The organism is Agrobacterium sp. NPDC089420, assembly GCF_044900305.1.
GTDB lineage: Bacteria > Pseudomonadota > Alphaproteobacteria > Rhizobiales > Rhizobiaceae > Agrobacterium.
The window spans coordinates 195,761-211,725 of sequence record NZ_JBJDMY010000009.1; the positions used below are offsets into that span (position 1 = coordinate 195,761).

14 protein-coding genes are annotated in these 15,965 nt (G+C 61.9%); 13 read left to right on the top strand and 1 reads right to left on the bottom strand.

Translation table 11 applies throughout. The annotated features are described in order from the left end of the window. Positions 1 to 367: 367 nt before the first annotated feature. From ACI2KA_RS16010 to cml, 6 genes are all read left to right on the top strand, one after another. The gene (locus ACI2KA_RS16010) at positions 368 to 1,195 is read left to right on the top strand and encodes an ABC transporter permease (RefSeq protein WP_404503461.1); all 828 of its coding nucleotides are present in this window, start codon (positions 368 to 370) and stop codon (positions 1,193 to 1,195) included. Continuing rightward, complete coding sequence (locus tag ACI2KA_RS16015) at positions 1,192 to 1,971, top strand: ABC transporter permease (protein ID WP_003499009.1); 780 nt, start codon at positions 1,192 to 1,194, stop codon at positions 1,969 to 1,971. The genes ACI2KA_RS16010 and ACI2KA_RS16015 overlap by 4 nt, the downstream gene beginning before the upstream one ends. Continuing rightward, positions 1,964 to 2,989 carry an ABC transporter ATP-binding protein gene (locus ACI2KA_RS16020; RefSeq protein ID WP_404503462.1) on the top strand — a complete coding sequence of 342 codons (1,026 nt, stop codon included), beginning with the start codon at positions 1,964 to 1,966 and terminating at the stop codon, positions 2,987 to 2,989. Before ACI2KA_RS16015 ends, ACI2KA_RS16020 begins: the two co-directional genes overlap by 8 nt. A gap of 2 nt (positions 2,990 to 2,991) precedes the next feature. After that, positions 2,992 to 3,912, top strand: a complete 921-nt coding sequence (locus ACI2KA_RS16025) for a nucleoside hydrolase (RefSeq protein ID WP_404503463.1) — start codon at positions 2,992 to 2,994, stop codon at positions 3,910 to 3,912. After that, entirely contained in the window at positions 3,909 to 5,702 is a 1,794-nt protein-coding gene (locus tag ACI2KA_RS16030; protein WP_404503464.1) for an adenine deaminase, read from the top strand. The genes ACI2KA_RS16025 and ACI2KA_RS16030 overlap by 4 nt, the downstream gene beginning before the upstream one ends. Positions 5,703 to 5,916: 214 nt before the next feature. Continuing rightward, complete coding sequence (cml, locus tag ACI2KA_RS16035) at positions 5,917 to 7,107, top strand: CmlA/FloR family chloramphenicol efflux MFS transporter (RefSeq protein WP_404503465.1); 1,191 nt, start codon at positions 5,917 to 5,919, stop codon at positions 7,105 to 7,107. Between the two features lie 68 nt (positions 7,108 to 7,175). Here cml and ACI2KA_RS16040 read toward each other — a convergent pair whose 3' ends face one another. After that, the gene (locus ACI2KA_RS16040) at positions 7,176 to 8,348 is read right to left on the bottom strand and encodes a M20 aminoacylase family protein (RefSeq protein ID WP_404503466.1); all 1,173 of its coding nucleotides are present in this window, start codon (positions 8,346 to 8,348) and stop codon (positions 7,176 to 7,178) included. A 310-nt stretch (positions 8,349 to 8,658) separates the two neighbouring features. On the opposite strand from ACI2KA_RS16040, the gene ACI2KA_RS16045 reads away from it, so the two are divergent. The 7 genes from ACI2KA_RS16045 (at position 8,659) to ACI2KA_RS16075 (ending at position 15,912) form a co-directional block, all read left to right on the top strand. Then, positions 8,659 to 9,366 (top strand): phosphoribosyltransferase, encoded by a 708-nt coding sequence (locus ACI2KA_RS16045; RefSeq protein WP_404503467.1) that lies wholly within the window; start codon positions 8,659 to 8,661, stop codon positions 9,364 to 9,366. Between the two features lie 206 nt (positions 9,367 to 9,572). Then, complete coding sequence (locus ACI2KA_RS16050) at positions 9,573 to 10,628, top strand: dipeptidase (protein WP_404503468.1); 1,056 nt, start codon at positions 9,573 to 9,575, stop codon at positions 10,626 to 10,628. A 49-nt stretch (positions 10,629 to 10,677) separates the two neighbouring features. Next, positions 10,678 to 12,318 carry an ABC transporter substrate-binding protein gene (locus ACI2KA_RS16055; protein ID WP_404503469.1) on the top strand — a complete coding sequence of 547 codons (1,641 nt, stop codon included), beginning with the start codon at positions 10,678 to 10,680 and terminating at the stop codon, positions 12,316 to 12,318. Positions 12,319 to 12,336: 18 nt separating this feature from the next. After that, the gene (locus ACI2KA_RS16060) at positions 12,337 to 13,404 is read left to right on the top strand and encodes an ABC transporter permease (protein WP_404503470.1); all 1,068 of its coding nucleotides are present in this window, start codon (positions 12,337 to 12,339) and stop codon (positions 13,402 to 13,404) included. Next, positions 13,401 to 14,333, top strand: coding sequence for an ABC transporter permease (locus tag ACI2KA_RS16065; protein WP_404503471.1), 933 nt, complete (start codon positions 13,401 to 13,403; stop codon positions 14,331 to 14,333). The genes ACI2KA_RS16060 and ACI2KA_RS16065 overlap by 4 nt, the downstream gene beginning before the upstream one ends. Further along, positions 14,330 to 15,166 carry an ABC transporter ATP-binding protein gene (locus tag ACI2KA_RS16070; protein ID WP_404503472.1) on the top strand — a complete coding sequence of 279 codons (837 nt, stop codon included), beginning with the start codon at positions 14,330 to 14,332 and terminating at the stop codon, positions 15,164 to 15,166. Before ACI2KA_RS16065 ends, ACI2KA_RS16070 begins: the two co-directional genes overlap by 4 nt. Beyond that, positions 15,163 to 15,912 carry an ABC transporter ATP-binding protein gene (locus ACI2KA_RS16075; protein WP_404503473.1) on the top strand — a complete coding sequence of 250 codons (750 nt, stop codon included), beginning with the start codon at positions 15,163 to 15,165 and terminating at the stop codon, positions 15,910 to 15,912. The genes ACI2KA_RS16070 and ACI2KA_RS16075 overlap by 4 nt, the downstream gene beginning before the upstream one ends. The last annotated feature ends 53 nt before the right edge of the window (positions 15,913 to 15,965 follow it).

A 15,965-nucleotide genomic window follows, 5' to 3' on the forward strand; every position in this document is an offset into this window, starting at 1 on the left:
TGGAATGGGGCATTGAACGTCCGTCAGGGCGGCTCCATTCCGGGAAAAGCGGTTCGGTCGTCCCCTGACCGCTTTTCCACCCCTCTTGATCGTAGGCCGGCAGGCCAGTTAACCGCAGCATCAGGCCCAATGATCTTGTACTTCGGCCCACCACACACTCCCTCATTCCTGTGCTTGTCACAGGAATCCAGTCGACGCGCGTCTGCGCGGCGAGGGGAGTCCTTTCAGCCCAAGGACTTGGGCTGGCTGGATTCCTGTGACAGGCACAGGAATGAGGGTGGGATGATGCCTCGTCGATCCCCGCTGCCGTCGATGAACTCCAACCACAGCCGGCGCACACCGACGCTGCCGTTCAGGGAATAAACCCATGTTTCAGAACCGGGCCGAAGCGCTGGCGCTTGCCTTGCCCGCCGCAATTTTCGCGGCGGCGGTCTTTCTTGTGCCGGTCTTCATGCTTCTGTCGGAGGGCTTTCGCACCGCTGACGGCTGGACATTGTCGGCCTATGCCGATTTCTTCTTCGATCCGCTGAACCGGACTGTGTTCCTGCGTACCCTCAAGCTCGGCGCGCTCGTCACCGTCGTCTCGGCGGTGGTGGGATATGCAGCGGCCTTCGCCATCGTCAATCTGTCGCCGGGCAAAAAGGGCCATGTGGTCAATCTCGTCGTGCTGCCGCTGATGATTTCGCCGGTTGCGAGAACCTATGCCTGGATCGTCATTCTCGGCAGAACCGGCATCGTCAATCAGGCGCTGCAGGCGGTAGGCCTTAGCGACGCGCCGATCCGCATCCTGTTTTCCGAAACGGCAGTCTTCATCGGCCTTCTGCAATTGTTCCTGCCGCTGATGATCATCTCGCTCATCAGCGCGCTGGAAAACATGCCGAAGGATACGATCGCAGCCGCCCGCGTGCTCGGGGCAAGCTGGCTGCAGGTGTTCTGGAAAGTCATCCTGCCGCTCACCAAGGAGGGGCTGGTGGTCGGCGGCACGCTGGTCTTCACCGGTTCGCTGACGGCCTATATCACCCCCGCCATTCTCGGCGGCTCGAAGGTGCTGATGCTGGAAACCCTGCTTTACCAGCAGGTGACGGTTTCCAACAATTTCGTCGCCGCCAGCGTCATCGCTTTCATCCTGATCGTCATGAGCTTTGCCGCCAATATCCTGCTGAAGCGCATCGCCACCGCAAGGAACAAGACATGACCCGGCAGCTGTTCATTCCACTCACGCTTCTTCTTGTCGTCGGTTTCCTCATCGGGCCGTTCCTCATCATCGTGGCGGCCTCGTTTTCGGCCGGCGATACGCTCGCTTTTCCGCCGCAGGGCTTTTCGCTGAAATGGATCGCCAAGGTCTTCACGGTCGAAAGCTTCCGCGAGAGCTTTGCCATGTCGATGTTCCTTGCCATCGGCGGCACGTTTGCGGCGCTGATCCTCGGCATTCCCGCTTCCTACGCCATGTCGCGCTACAAGCTGCCTTTTGCCGAGACCGTGCGCACCATCGTTTCCGCGCCGATCATCGTGCCGGGCATCATCGTCGGTCTCGCGCTGCTGCGTTATTTCGTCGTGCCCTTCGGCATCGGCATCACGCTTGCGCTGTTTCTTGCGCATACAGCGCTCATCCTGCCCTATGCGGTGCGGGTGGTGTCGGCCAGCCTCAACAATCTGCGGTCTGATATCGAGGAGGCGGCGGTGCTGCTCGGCTCGTCGCGGCTTGGCGCATTTTTCCGCGTGGTGCTGCCCAATATTCGCGGCGGTATCCTGTCGGCCTTCATCCTCGGTTTCGTGACGAGCTTCAACCAGGTGCCGGTATCGCTGTTTCTGTCCGGTCCGGGCGTGCGCACGCTGCCCATCGACATGCTGGGTTACATGGAAATCGTCTTCGATCCCTCCGTGGCCGCCCTTTCCTCGCTGCTCGCCTTCCTTTCCATCGGCATCGTCTTCATGGCCGAACGTTTTCTGGGGTTCTCCCGTTATGTCTGACGCACATTACCTTTCGCTCAAAAAAGTCTCGCTCGCCTATGGCGGCAATGTCGCCGTCAAGGATCTCGATCTCGATATCCGCAAGGGAGAGTTGCTCGCCCTTCTCGGACCGTCCGGCTGCGGCAAGACCACGACGATGCGCGCCATTGCCGGCTTGATGCCGGTGGCGGGCGGGCGCATCGATCTCGACGGCGCCGACATTACCCGGGTCGCGGCCAACAAGCGCGCCGTGGGTCTGGTCTTCCAGTCCTATGCGCTCTTCCCGCATCTGACGGTATACGAAAACGTCGCCTTCGGCCTGAAGCTCAAGGGCATGAGCGGCAAGGCGCTGGAGGACAAGGTCGCCTCCGGGCTGAAATCGGTGGGCTTGTCCAATTTCGCCTCGCGCAAGCCGGCGGAGCTTTCCGGCGGCCAGCAGCAGCGCGTTGCGCTGGCGCGCTCCATGGTCATGGAGCCGAAGGTGCTGTTGCTCGATGAGCCGCTCTCCAATCTCGACGCCCGCCTGCGCCTTGAAATGCGCACGGAATTGCAGCGTGTGCAGAAGGAAACCGGTGTCACGATGATCTTCGTCACCCATGACCAGATCGAGGCTCTGGCGCTCGCCGACCGCATTGTCGTCATGAAGGGCGGCAAGATTGAGCAGATCGGCACGCCGGAAGAGATTTATAATGCGCCGGTTTCGTCCTTCGTGGCGGATTTCGTCGGTTTTGAAAACATCTTCGCGCTGGAAGGCGGCGCGTTGAAAACCGCAAACGGCACGACACCGCTTCCCGGACCAGTCCTTTCAGCATCCGGACTGGCCTGGCGGCCGCGCATGGTCACCCTTGGTTCAGGTCCTTTCCAGGGAACCGTGCGCGGCACCTCCTTTGCCGGCAACAGCCGCGAATATCTGCTGGATACGCCGCTCGGCCCCATCAAGGCGGAAACCGACGCGGCGCTTGCCGCCCACGCCATCGGTGATACGCTCGCCTTCGACCTGCCGGTCGAAAAGGCGGCAAGCCTGAAGGTGTTCAACTGACCATGGGCGTGTGGATCGATACCGATATGGGCTTTGACGATATCGCCGCCATCCTGGTGGTGCGATCGGCAGGCCTTGCCATCGATGGCATTTCGCTGGTTTTCGGCAATGCCACCCTTCAGGCCGTCTGCCGCAATGCCGCCGGCGCCGCCAGCGCCTTCGGCTGGTCGACGCCCATCCATCAGGGCCGTGCCATGCCGGTTCTCGGTGTGCTCGAAACCGCCCAGTCTATCCTCGGCGACAGCGGCATTCCGACCGCCGGCCAAAGCCTGCCGGATGCGCCTGCTCTGCCGAAAAGCGATGCCTTTGCAGCACTCTGCAACTGGCTGGAAGGGGCAGGCGAGAAGCGCATTCTCGCACTCGGCCCGCTCACCAATATCGCCGCCCTTTGCCTTGCCCGGCCCGATCTTGCCGCAAAAATCTCCGATCTCACCTGGATGGGCGGCGGCGTGACCAGCGGCAATCATACGGCATCGGCCGAATTCAACGCCTTTGCCGATCCGGAGGCGCTGGCCATCGTGCTTGCCCACGGCCTGCCGCTGCGCATGGTCGATCTCGACGCCTGCCGCAAGGTCACGGCCTCGCCGGCCGATGTGCTGCCGATCCGCGCTGCCGGCGGCAGGAACGCCGGGCTGATTGCCGATCTGCTGGACGGTTTCATCGGCATCGCCACGAGCCGCGGCAGGGCCGCCATGGCGCTTTACGATCCCGTCGCCGCCGTCGCCTTCACTTCCGGTCTCATCGGCTGGCGGCCGGCGCGGATTGACGTCGAGCTTCATTCCGGCTTGACCCGGGGCCGAACGGTGGTCGAGCCGCGCGCCGACAAGGTTGAAGCCTTTAATGCGCATTTCGCCGAAACCGTTGATGCGCAGGCCACGAAGGCGGTTGTGCTGGAGGCATTGCGCCGGGAGGCTGCCCGATGAGCGTGAATTCCCCCAAAAGCGAGCCTGCCGATCTCACCGATGATCTGCTGCGCACCCGTGCGGTTGCCGCCGCACGTGGTGACGCGCCTTTCGATGTTCTCGTCACCGGCGGAACGCTGGTCGATGTGGTAACCGGCGAGCTTCGCGCCGCCGATATCGGCATTGTCGGGCCGCTGATCGCCAGCGTGCACGAACCGGCAAGCCGCAGCGATGCCGCGCAGGTCATCGATGCGGCGGGGGCCTATGTCTCGCCGGGACTGATCGACACGCATATGCATATCGAGAGCTCGATGGTCACACCGGCCGCTTATACGGCTGCGGTGGTTGCCCGCGGCGTTACCACCATCGTCTGGGACCCGCATGAATTCGGCAACGTGCATGGTGTCGATGGCGTGCGCTGGGCGGCGAAGGCCATCGAAAACCTGCCGCTGCGCGCCATTCTGCTCGCCCCTTCCTGCGTGCCTTCCGCACCGGGGCTGGAGCGCGGCGGCGCGGATTTCGACGCCGCCATCCTTGCCGATCTTCTGTCATGGCCGCAGATCGGCGGGGTCGCGGAAATCATGAACATGCGCGGCGTCATCGAGCGCGATCCGCGCATGAGCGGCATCGTGCAGGCCGGGCTTGCCGCGCAAAAGCTGGTTTGCGGCCATGCGCGCGGTCTGAAGGGCGCCGATCTCAACGCCTTCATGGCGGCGGGCGTCTCCTCCGATCACGAATTGGTCTCGGGCGAAGACCTGATGGCGAAACTGCGGGCAGGGCTGACGATCGAACTGCGCGGTTCCCACGACCATCTGCTGCCGGAATTCGTGGAGGCGCTGAATGCGCTCGGCCACCTGCCGCAGACGGTGACGCTCTGCACCGACGATGTCTTCCCTGACGACCTGCTGCACGGCGGCGGTCTGGACGATGTGGTGCGCCGGCTTGTGCGTTATGGCCTGAGGCCCGAATGGGCGCTGCGCGCCGCAACGCTCAATGCCGCGCAAAGGCTCGGGCGTTCCGATCTCGGCCTTATCGCCGCCGGCCGCCGTGCCGATATCGTCGTTTTCGAGGATCTGGGTGGTTTTACCGCCCGCCACGTCCTGGCCGCGGGCAGGGCGGTTGCCGAAGGCGGGCGCATGCTCGTCGACGTTCCTGCCTGTGATGCGGCGGCACTCGAAGGATCGATGAAGCTGCCGCCGCGCACCGTTGATGATTTCCGGGTCGCCTCCGAAGGCGCAAAGGTGCGCCTTGCCACCATCGACCGCCCGCGCTTTACCCAATGGGGTGAAACGGAAGCCGAGGTGAAGGAGGGTTTCGTCGTTCCGCCGGAGGGTGCGACGATGATTTCCGTCACCCATCGTCACGGCAAGGCCGAGCCCACCACAAAAACCGGTTTCCTCACCGGCTGGGGAAACTGGAACGGCGCCTTCGCCACCACCGTCTCGCATGACAGCCACAACCTCACCGTTTTCGGCGGCAATGCAGAAGATATGGCGCTGGCCGCCAATGCGGTGATCGGCGCCGGCGGCGGCATGGCCGTTGCCTCCGGGGGCAAGGTCACCGCGCTGCTACCCCTGCCGCTTTCCGGCCTCGTTTCGAATGCGCCGCTTGAAGAGGTGGCGCGGGCTTTCGAGGACCTGCGCGAAGCCGTCGGCAAGGTGGTGGAATGGCAGCCGCCCTATCTCGTCTTCAAGGCCTGCTTCGGCGCCACGCTCGCCTGCAATATCGGCCCGCACCAGACGGATATGGGCATTGCCGATGTGCTGAAGGGACGGGTGATGGAGAGCCCGGTCATTGCGGTGGTGGAGTAGGGCAGGGCCAAGCGTTGCCAAAAAGCTGGTATATTGCTAAATCCAACCTCTGTTTACCGGTCGCTTTATAGGAATGTTGAACATGGGTGCCTCGAAGTCAGCAGATAAGTAAGCCGCAACGACGATATTTTCGTTGTTGCGGCGTTCTGTCGAGCAATCCCTGTTCCATCGGGCAGACGCCGCCAAATGTCCTCATTTGAGCGGATCAAGTCTCATGTCTATTCAAACTCCCGTTTGGGGGAGATCGCTGTTTGCAGCAATGCTGCTCATGGCTCCCTTTGATATTCTCGCCTCGCTGGCGATGGATATTTACCTGCCGGTTGTCCCCATCATGCCGGAAGCTCTCGGCACGACGCCGGTCGTCATCCAGCTGACGCTCACCGTTTACATGGTGATGCTCGGCCTTGGCCAAATCGTGTTCGGCCCAATCTCGGACCGCATTGGCCGCCGGCCGGTTTTGATAGGCGGTGCCGTGCTGTTCGTCTTGGCCTCGTTCTGCCTCACGGCCGTGACAACCGCGAGTGCCTTCATCGTTTTCCGCTTCCTTCAGGCGGCGGGTGCTGCGGCGGCCTTGGTTGCCACTTTCGCCACCGTTCGCGATGTCTATGCGGATCGCCCGGAAGCAACGACAATATACGGAACGTTCAGCTCCATTCTGGCATTCGTCCCGGCGCTCGGCCCGATTGTCGGCGCGGTCATCGCCAATGGGTTGGGCTGGCGTGCCATCTTCGTCACCTTAGGCGTGGCGGCTCTCATCGCCACGGTTGCTGCCATGGTGAACTGGAGTGAAACCCGACCGGTGACGGCAGCGATATCGCGCCCATCGCCCTTGCGCATGTTGGGCAGTGGCCGTTTCTGGACCTATACGCTTGGGTTCAGCGCTGCGATGGGGACGTTTTTCGTATTCTTCTCCACCGCTCCACGCGTCATGATCGGCAGGGCAGAACTCTCGGAGGTAGAGTTCAGCCTGGCTTTTGCAACGGTGGCGATCGCCATGATCGTTACCACCCGCTTTGCGAAGTTTTTCGTCGCCAGATGGGGTGTTCAGGGCAGTCTCGTCAGGGGCATGTCCCTGTTGCTAGTGGGGGCGTTTCTGTTCGCGGCTGGTGAAGTCGGGGCAACCCCGTCGTTTCTGACATTCATCGTGCCGATGTGGGTCATGGCGGTCGGTATCGTTTTTACGGTCTCGGTTACCGCCAATGGCGCGCTGGAGGAGTTCGGGAATATGGCGGGAACGGCCGTCGCCTTCTATTTCTGCATTCAAAGTCTGTGTGTGGGAATAGCGGGCACGCTGGCAGTCGTCGTCCTGCCGGGTGATACCGCATGGCCGGTCGTCGCCTATGCGTCGGCCATGGCCTGCCTTGTCCTGACTGCGCTTTATTGGCTGAAGCGGCGAAACATCTGAGAAAAAAGCCGGGCAGTGCGTTTGTCGCTGCCCGGCTTTTTTGGGAATACAGAAAACGGCTTACCGCCTTATTCCGCCGCCAGCTCCTGCTCCACCAATGTCGCCCAGAACGCGACGCCCGGCACGATGGCCGCATCGTTGAAGTCGTAGGAGGTGTTGTGGTGCAGCGCGCCATCCACCGCCGGGCCGTTGCCGAGCCAGACGTAGCAGCCGGGGGCTTCGCCGGCGAAGAAGGCGAAGTCGTCGCCGGCGGTCGAGGGTGGGAAGGCGGTGCGGGTTTTGTTGCCGAAGACGGTCTTTGCGGCGCGCAGCGCCCGTTTCGTCGCGTCCGCCTCGTTGATGACGGGCGGAATGCGGCGGATGAAGTCGTAATGCGCCTCGATGCCGAACATCGCCGCCGTGCCCCTGGCGAGCTTGCCGATTTCCGCTTCCAGCTGGTCGCGCACCTCCGCCGCATAGGCGCGCGCGGTGCCGCCGATTTCGACGAGATCGGGAATGACGTTTAGCGCCTTCGGATCGCCGGCCTGCACCGAGCAGGCGCTGACCACGGCAGGCTGCAGCGGGTCGACGACGCGGCCGACGATGCTTTGCAGCGCGGCGAGGAAGGTGCCCGCCGCCGTCACCGGGTCGCGGCCGAGATGCGGCTTGGCGCCATGGGTGCCGACGCCCTTGAAGGTGACGCGCCAGCTATCCGAAGAGGCGAGCTGCGGGCCTTCCACCACCGCCATTTCATCGATACCCAGTCCCGGCATATTGTGCAGGCCATAAACCGCATCGCAGGGAAACAGGTTGAATAGCCCGTCTTCGACCATTTTTTTCGCGCCGCCGCGGCCTTCTTCGGCCGGTTGGAAAATGAAATGCACGGTGCCGGAAAAATCGCGGGTCTTGGCGAGGTAACGCGCCGCACCCAGCAGCATGGCGGTATGGCCGTCATGGCCGCAGGCATGCATCTTGCCGGGAAATTTGGATTTATAGGGCCGGTCGGGCACCTCAGGCATGGCCAGCGCATCCATGTCCGCCCGCAGGCCGACGCTGCGGGTGCCATTGCCCACCTGCAGGGTCGCGACCACGCCGGTGCCGCCGAGGCCGCGATGCACCTTCAGCCCGGCGCGCTCGAGAAGATCGGCGACGATGGCGCTGGTTCTTTCCTCTTCAAAGCCCAGTTCCGGATGCGCGTGCAGGTCGTGGCGAAGCTCCATCAGGAATGGCAGGTCCTCACCGATCCGGTCCAGCAGTCTCATGGGCAGCTTGTCCTTGAATATGGGAAAAACCCGCGTGATGGGTGGGCTTGTCCGAATGCGTTTTGCGTTGTTTCCGTTCTAGAGCATTTCCAGCAAAACTGTGTAGCGGTTTTGCGTTCGGGCATGCGTGAAACAATAAGTTAGAGTATTTTCGTGTTTCGCAGAAAACGAAAATACTCTAGCGGAAAAAGCCAATGAAATGAACCCGCAGCGTCTCTGCGGTTGCTGAAATGACAAATGTGCGGAATGGGACTGGCGCGGCTGAAAACCGCATCCGTCTTGCGCCATTCCGGTCCTGAAAGGAAAACCGATGCCACCATCCGCATCGCCCGTCGCCCCGTCTCCCGCCGCGCCGCACGAGTTCTGGCAGGATATTCTTCCGCCCGGCACCTTTGTAACGGCAGGTCCGCATTCCACCTTCTTTCCGGCGGAACTGGATGACGACAGGCAGATCTGCCTGCCCATCCGGCCGCTTGCGGATGGCGAACATGCGCTGGCATCGCTCATCGTCAATCAGGCTTCATTCGAGGTGCTGGAGGCGCTGGCGGCCGATCTTGCTGCGAAGCTGGCATCCTTCAGCCCTGACGTTGTGATCGGTCTGCCGACGCTGGGCTTGACGCTTGCCGCCGCCGTTGCCCGTCACCTCGGCCATTCCCGTTACGTGCCGCTCGGCACCTCGCGCAAGTTCTGGTATCTGGAAGAGCTGTCGGTGCCGATGTCCTCCATCACCACAAGGCAGGAAAAGCGGCTCTATATCGATCCGCGCATGTTGCCGCTCATCGAGGGCCGGCGGGTAGCGCTGGTGGATGACGTCATCTCCAGCGGCAGCTCCATCATCGCCGGCCTTTCGCTTCTCGCCGCCTCCGGCATAAGGCCGGTGGCGATCGGCGCGGCCATGCTGCAATCGGATCGCTGGCGGGAAAAAATCGCCGCTTTCGGACCGGAATGGCCGGAGCGGGTGACGGGCGTTTTTTCCACGCCGCTGCTCACGAAAGCGGAAGGTGGCTGGCGCGCCTGACGTTGCGCAAGTTCCGGCAAAAGGCAAGTGGTGATAATTTCACCGGTGCCTAATTTCTATCTTGCGAAGCTCGAAGAGATCGTCCTAAGATCGCCTCCGACAGACAATAGCGGTCGGCGAATAATACGCTGGTTTGCTTTCGCGCGGTGTCATTCCGGCGTCTGCCCACCCCCGTTTGTTCTTTCCGATGACTGGAATTTCTTCCCATGCATGCAGTGTTCGACGGTCATAATGATGTGCTGCTTCGGTTGTGGCGCAACAGCAAGGCCGGTGCCGATCCGGTTGCGGAATTCAAGAACGGCACGCGCGAAGGCCATATCGATGGACCACGGGCAAGGGCCGGCGGCCTCGGCGGCGGCATCTGCGCCATTTACATTCCCTCCGGCGATCTGATCCTGCAGGAGCCGGATGCGAACGGCCATTACGATACGCCGCTTGCAGCACCGCTGGAGCGTCTACCCTCGCTCGACATCGCCGTGGAAAAGACCGCAATCGCGCTCAAGCTGGACCGCGCCGGCGCCTGGCGGCTCTGCCGGTCGACGGCCGATATCCGCAAGGCCTTCGCCGAGGATATCTTCGCCGCCGTGCTGCACATGGAAGGCTGCGAGGCGATCGGGGCGGATCTCGACGCGTTGGAGGTGTTTTATGCCGCCGGTCTGCGCTCGCTCGGTCCGGTCTGGAGCCGGCACAATATTTTCGGTCACGGCGTTCCCTTTTCCTATCCCATGTCGCCCGATACGGCGCCCGGTCTCACCGACGCCGGCTTCGCGCTGGTGAAGGAGTGCAACCGGCTCGGCATTCTCATCGATCTCGCGCATATCACCGAAAAAGGCTTCTGGGATGTGGCCAGGACCACCGACCAGCCGCTGATCGCCAGCCATTCCAATGCGCATGCGCTCACCCCCGTCGCCCGCAATCTCACCGACCGGCAGATGGATGCCATTAAGGAAAGCGGCGGGCTGGTCGGCCTGAATTATGCCGTCACCATGCTCAGGCCCGATGCGCGTGACATTGCCGATACGCCGCTTTCCGACATGGTGCGCCATATCGATTACATGGTGGAGCGCATGGGCATCGACTGCGTGGCGCTGGGATCGGATTTCGACGGCGCCACGGTGCCTGTCGGCATTGCCGATGCCAGCGGCAATCACAATCTGGTTGCGGCGCTGAAATCGGCGGGCTACGGTGATGAAGAACTTGCTAAAATATGCCGGGAAAACTGGCTGCGCGTTTTGTCCGAGGCCTGGCACGAGGCGGCCTGAGAGCAGTTTAAGCGAACGAAATCAAACGTATAACAAAAGGGGAGATCCTATGATCAAATCGCTCAACAAATCCATGCGTATTCTCAGCACCAGCGCCGCTTTGTCGCTGATGATGCTGTCTGCACCCCATGCTTTTGCCGCCACCCCGGCCGATACGCTGGTCGAAGGTTTCGCCATCGATGACATCATCACGCTCGATCCGGGCGAGGCTTTCGAACTGTCTGCCGCCGAAGTCACCGGCAATACCTACAGCAAACTGGTTTCCATCGATCTCAACGACACCTCCAAGGTGATCGGCGATCTGGCCGAGAGCTGGACGACCTCTGAGGATGGACTGACCTATACGTTCAAGCTGAAGTCCGGCCTGAAATTCGCCTCCGGCAATCCGGTCACCGCTGAAGACGTCGCGTTTTCCTTCGAGCGGGCGGTGAAGCTCGACAAGTCGCCGGCGTTCCTTTTGACGCAGTTCGGCCTCAGCGGCGACAACGTCGCTGACAAGGCCAAGGCTGCCGACGAACACACCTTCGTGCTGACGGTCGACAAGCCCTATGCGCCGAGCTTCGTGCTGAACGTGCTGACCGCGACCGTCGCCTCTGTGGTCGACAAGAAATTCGTCACCGAAAAGGCGAAGTCGGTTACGCCGAGCGCCGATTACAAATACGACACGGATTTCGGCAACGAGTTCCTGAAGACCGGTTATGCCGGTTCCGGCCCTTACAAGATCCTTGGCTGGAAGGCCAACGAGGCGGTCATCCTGGAAGCCAATCCGAATTATTACGGCGAGAAGCCGAAGCTGAAGCGCGTCGTCTATCGCCATATGAAGGAAAGCTCCGGCCAGCGGCTGGCGCTTGAAAACGGCGATATCGATGTTGCCCGCAACCTCGAGCCGGGTGACATGGAAGCCGTTTCCAGGAAGGAAGGCCTTGCCGTCACGTCTGCGCCCAAGGGCACCGTTTATTACTTCAGCCTCAACCAGAAGAACGAGAACCTGAAGAAGCCGGAGGTCGTCGAGGCCTTCAAATACCTCGTCGATTATGACGCGATCGGTGCGACGATCATCAAGGGCATCGGCGAGATTCACCAGACCTTCCTGCCGAAGGGCCAGCTCGGCGCGCTTGACGAGAACCCCTACAAGCTCGACGTCGCCAAGGCGAAGGAACTTCTCGAAAAGGCCGGCCTGAAGGACGGCTTCACCGTAAGTATGGATGTGCGCAACACCCAGCCGGTGACCGGCATTGCCGAAAGCGTGCAGCAGACGCTGGCGCAGGCCGGCGTCAAGCTCGAAATCATTCCGGGTGACGGCAAGCAGACGCTGACCAAATACCGCGCCCGCACGCATGATATCTACATCGGGCAATGGGGTTCGGATTATTTCGACCCGAACTCGAATGCGGAAACCTTCACCATCAACTACGACAATTCCGATGAGGGCAAGAACAAGACGCTCGCCTGGCGCAATGCCTGGGACGTTCCTGATCTGACCAAGGAAACCCAGTCGGCGCTTCTGGAAAAGGACAGCGCCAAGCGCGCGGCGATCTATGAAAACCTGCAGAAGGAAGTTCTGGCGAAGGGTCCCTTCGTCATCATCTTCCAGCAGACGGAAGTTGCCGGTTATTCCGCCAAGCTCAAGGGCCTGAAGCTCGGCCCGAGCTTCGACACCAACTATGTCTATACGATCTCCAAGGAATGATCCGGAAGGATCGGTCTCTTGAGCATCGTTGAAGCAAACAGCAGGGCGAGGCAGGGCAAACGCCGTGCGAACGCCCGCGTGAAAGCCGTTCTCGGCTTCGCCGTCACCGTCATCACCACCTTTCTGGGGCTGATGGCGGTCACCTTTTTCATTGGCCGCGTGGTGCCGATCGATCCCGCACTGGCGATCGTCGGCGACCGTGCGCCTGCGCATGTGGTCGAGCGGGTGCGTGAGCAGCTCGGCCTCAACCTGCCGCTCTGGCAGCAGTTCTTCCTTTATCTGAAGCAGGCGCTTTCGGGCGATTTTGGCACCTCCGTCCTTACCACCAATCCGGTGATGGAGGATATCAAGCGGGTGTTTCCGGCGACGATCGAGCTTGCCACGATCGGCACCATCATCGGCGCCGTCTTCGGCATTCCGCTCGGCGTTCTCGCGGCCGTGAAGCGCGGCAGCTTTGCCGACCAGGTCGTGCGCGTCATCGGCCTCATCGGTTATTCCGTGCCGATCTTCTGGCTCGGCCTGCTGGCGCTGCTCGTCTTTTACGCCCGGCTGCAATGGGTCGCTTATCCCGGCCGCATGGATATCGTCTATGAATTCAGCTTCACGCCGGTCACGGGTTTTTTCCTGATCGACGCGATCTGGCAGCGGCAATGGGACGTGTTGTGGGATCTCTTCCGCCACATCATCCTGCCCGCCTCCCTGCTCGGTTATTTCTCGCTCGCCTATATCAGCCGCATGACGCGTTCCTTCATGCTGAACGAGCTCGCCCAGGAATATATCGTCGCGGCCCGCGCCAAGGGGCTGTCTGAAACCCGCATCATCTGGTTCCACGCGCTGCGCAACGCCGCCGTGCCGCTGGTGACGGTGATCGCGCTCTCTTATGCCGGTCTGCTCGAAGGGTCGGTGCTGACCGAAACCATCTTCGCCTGGCCGGGGCTCGGGCTTTACATCACCAATTCCCTGCAGAATGCGGATATGAATGCCGTTCTCGGCGGCACGATCGTGATCGGCGCCATCTTCGTCGGCATCAATCTCTTCTCCGATCTGCTTTACCGGACGCTCGATCCAAGGACGCGCAGCCGATGACGATGTCGACAGATACGATCAAACCCTATAGCCGCGAATGGCTGCTTTCCGACCGGCCGTCCTCGCGCAAGCAGGCCCGCCTTGGCCGCGCTTATGTCATCTGGCGGCGCTTTTCGGAAAACCGGCTGGCGCTGCTCGGCCTCGGCATCATCATTGCGCTGCTGTTCGTTGCGCTGTTTGCCGATGTGCTCGCCCCGCATAACCCGGTGCAGGGTGACCTGCGCAATGCCCGGCTTCTGCCGCCCGGTACGGAAGGTTACCTGCTCGGCACCGACGATCAGGGCCGTGATATTCTCTCGCGCCTCATCCACGGTTCGCGGCTGACGCTGTTCGTGGTGCTGCTGGTCGCCATTATCGCCGCGCCCGTCGGCCTCATCGTCGGCACGGTTTCCGGTTATGCCGGCGGCTGGGTGGATGCGGTCCTGATGCGCATCACCGATATCTTCCTTGCCTTTCCGAAGCTCGTTCTGGCGCTGGCGCTGGTTGCGGCACTCGGGCCGGGCATCGAGAACGCGGTGCTTGCCATCGCGCTCACCTCATGGCCGCCCTATGCGCGCATTGCGCGTGCCGAAACCATGACCTTCCGCAACTCCGATTTCATCGCGGCGGTCAAGCTCATGGGGGCATCGCCCTTCCGCATTGTCCTCAAACACGTCATGCCGCTCTGCCTGTCGTCGCTCATCGTCCGCGTGACGCTGGATATGGCCGGCATCATTCTCACCGCCGCCGGCCTCGGCTTCCTCGGTCTCGGCGCCCAGCCGCCGCTGCCGGAATGGGGGGCGATGATCGCTTCCGGCCGCCGTTTCATCCTCGACCAATGGTGGGTTGCGGCCATGCCGGGCGTGGCGATCCTCATCGTCAGCCTCGGTTTCAACCTTTTGGGCGATGGGCTGCGCGATGCGCTGGACCCCAAGGAGGCGGGCCAATGAGCGCGCCGCTTCTGACTGTTCAGAATCTCCGCGTGTCCTTCCCCACCCGCACCGGGCTGGTGGAGGCGGTGCGCGGCGTGTCCTTCACGCTCGGGCGTGAGCGTCTCGGTATCGTCGGCGAATCCGGTTCCGGCAAATCGCAGACCGGCCGAGCCATCATGGGGCTGACGCCAAAAAGCGCGCGCATCGAGGCGGATGCGCTGCGCTTCGGCGATATCGATCTGCTCAAGGCGTCTGCGACAGAGCGGCGGATCATGCGCGGCAAGCGCATGGCCATGATCCTGCAGGACCCGAAATATTCGCTGAATCCGGTCATGACCATCGGCCGCCAGATCATGGAAACCTTGCGGACCCATGAAAAGATCGGCAGCGGCGAGGCGCGTCAGCGCACGCTTGCGATGCTCGAAGCGGTGCAGATCCGCGATCCCGAGCGCGTCTTCAATCTTTATCCGCACGAGGTTTCCGGCGGTATGGGCCAGCGTGTCATGATCGCCATGATGCTGGTCTGCGGCCCGGAACTGCTGATCGCTGACGAACCGACATCGGCGCTTGACGTCACGGTGCAGCTGGAAGTGCTCGATATCCTCGACAGGCTGGTGCGCGACCGTGGCATGGGACTGATCTTCGTCAGCCATGATCTCAGGCTCGTCTCCTCCTTCTGCGACCGTGTTCTGGTCATGTATGCCGGCAAGGTGGTGGAGGAGCTGTCTTCCGCCAATCTGAAGGAAGCCAAACACCCCTATACGCAGGGCCTGTTGAACTGCCTGCCGGAAATCGGCGGCCACCGCCATCCGCTGCCCGTTCTGGAACGCAAGCCGGAGTGGCGCGCATGAGCACAGTTCTTTCCGTCCGCGACATGGTGGTGGATTTCGACGGTTACATCGCGCTCGACAGCGTCAGCATCGATGTCGCCGAGGGTGAATCCTTCGGCATCGTCGGCGAATCCGGTTCCGGCAAATCGACGCTGCTGCGCGCCATTGCCGGGCTCAACCATTTCGATGAAGGCTCATTGATGGTGGCCGGGCGTTCCTATTCCGGCAAGCGCCGCGACAGGAGCTTTTATAGCGACGTGCAGATGGTGTTTCAGGACCCTTACGGCTCGCTGCACCCGCGCCAGACGGTGGATGCGCTGCTGCTCGAACCGCTGGTCATCCACGGTCTCGACAATCGCGAGCAGCGCATTGCCCGGGCGCTGGACGAGGTGGGGCTCGGTTCGGGTTTCCGCTTCCGTTATTCGCACCAGCTGTCCGGCGGTCAGCGCCAGCGCATCGCCATTGCCCGCGCGCTGATCGTCGAGCCGAAAATCCTGCTGCTCGATGAGCCGACCTCGGCGCTCGACGCCTCCATCCAGGCGGAAATCCTCAACCTTCTGGAACAGGCCCGCAAGGACCGCAACCTCACCTTCGTCATGGTCAGCCACGATCTCGGTGTCATCAGCCACATGTGCGACCGCCTGGCGGTGATGAAGAACGGCAAGGTGGTGGAAATGCTGGAGGCCGAGGCACTGGAAACCCGGGAATTCAGCGCGGATTATACAAGGCAGCTGCTGGTGGCGAGCGAGGGGTTCAAGCGCGGTTGAGGCGCCGCTATAGTCGGGTCAAATGACATCTTCCGTCATTCCGGCCTTGAGCC

Bases quoted from the DNA above. Each gene is read 5' to 3' on its own strand.
- ACI2KA_RS16010 (WP_404503461.1), top strand. From the start codon at position 368: ATGTTTCAGAACCGGGCCGAAGCGCTGGCGCTTGCCTTGCCCGCCGCA.
- ACI2KA_RS16045 (WP_404503467.1), top strand. From the start codon at position 8,659: ATGCCACCATCCGCATCGCCCGTCGCCCCGTCTCCCGCCGCGCCGCAC.
- cml (WP_404503465.1), top strand. From the start codon at position 5,917: ATGTCTATTCAAACTCCCGTTTGGGGGAGATCGCTGTTTGCAGCAATG.
- ACI2KA_RS16020 (WP_404503462.1), top strand. From the start codon at position 1,964: ATGTCTGACGCACATTACCTTTCGCTCAAAAAAGTCTCGCTCGCCTAT.
- ACI2KA_RS16065 (WP_404503471.1), top strand. From the start codon at position 13,401: ATGACGATGTCGACAGATACGATCAAACCCTATAGCCGCGAATGGCTG.
- ACI2KA_RS16075 (WP_404503473.1), top strand. From the start codon at position 15,163: ATGAGCACAGTTCTTTCCGTCCGCGACATGGTGGTGGATTTCGACGGT.
- ACI2KA_RS16050 (WP_404503468.1), top strand. From the start codon at position 9,573: ATGCATGCAGTGTTCGACGGTCATAATGATGTGCTGCTTCGGTTGTGG.
- ACI2KA_RS16055 (WP_404503469.1), top strand. From the start codon at position 10,678: ATGATCAAATCGCTCAACAAATCCATGCGTATTCTCAGCACCAGCGCC.
- ACI2KA_RS16025 (WP_404503463.1), top strand. From the start codon at position 2,992: ATGGGCGTGTGGATCGATACCGATATGGGCTTTGACGATATCGCCGCC.
- ACI2KA_RS16040 (WP_404503466.1), bottom strand. From the start codon at position 8,348: ATGAGACTGCTGGACCGGATCGGTGAGGACCTGCCATTCCTGATGGAG.
- ACI2KA_RS16030 (WP_404503464.1), top strand. From the start codon at position 3,909: ATGAGCGTGAATTCCCCCAAAAGCGAGCCTGCCGATCTCACCGATGAT.
- ACI2KA_RS16070 (WP_404503472.1), top strand. From the start codon at position 14,330: ATGAGCGCGCCGCTTCTGACTGTTCAGAATCTCCGCGTGTCCTTCCCC.
- ACI2KA_RS16015 (WP_003499009.1), top strand. From the start codon at position 1,192: ATGACCCGGCAGCTGTTCATTCCACTCACGCTTCTTCTTGTCGTCGGT.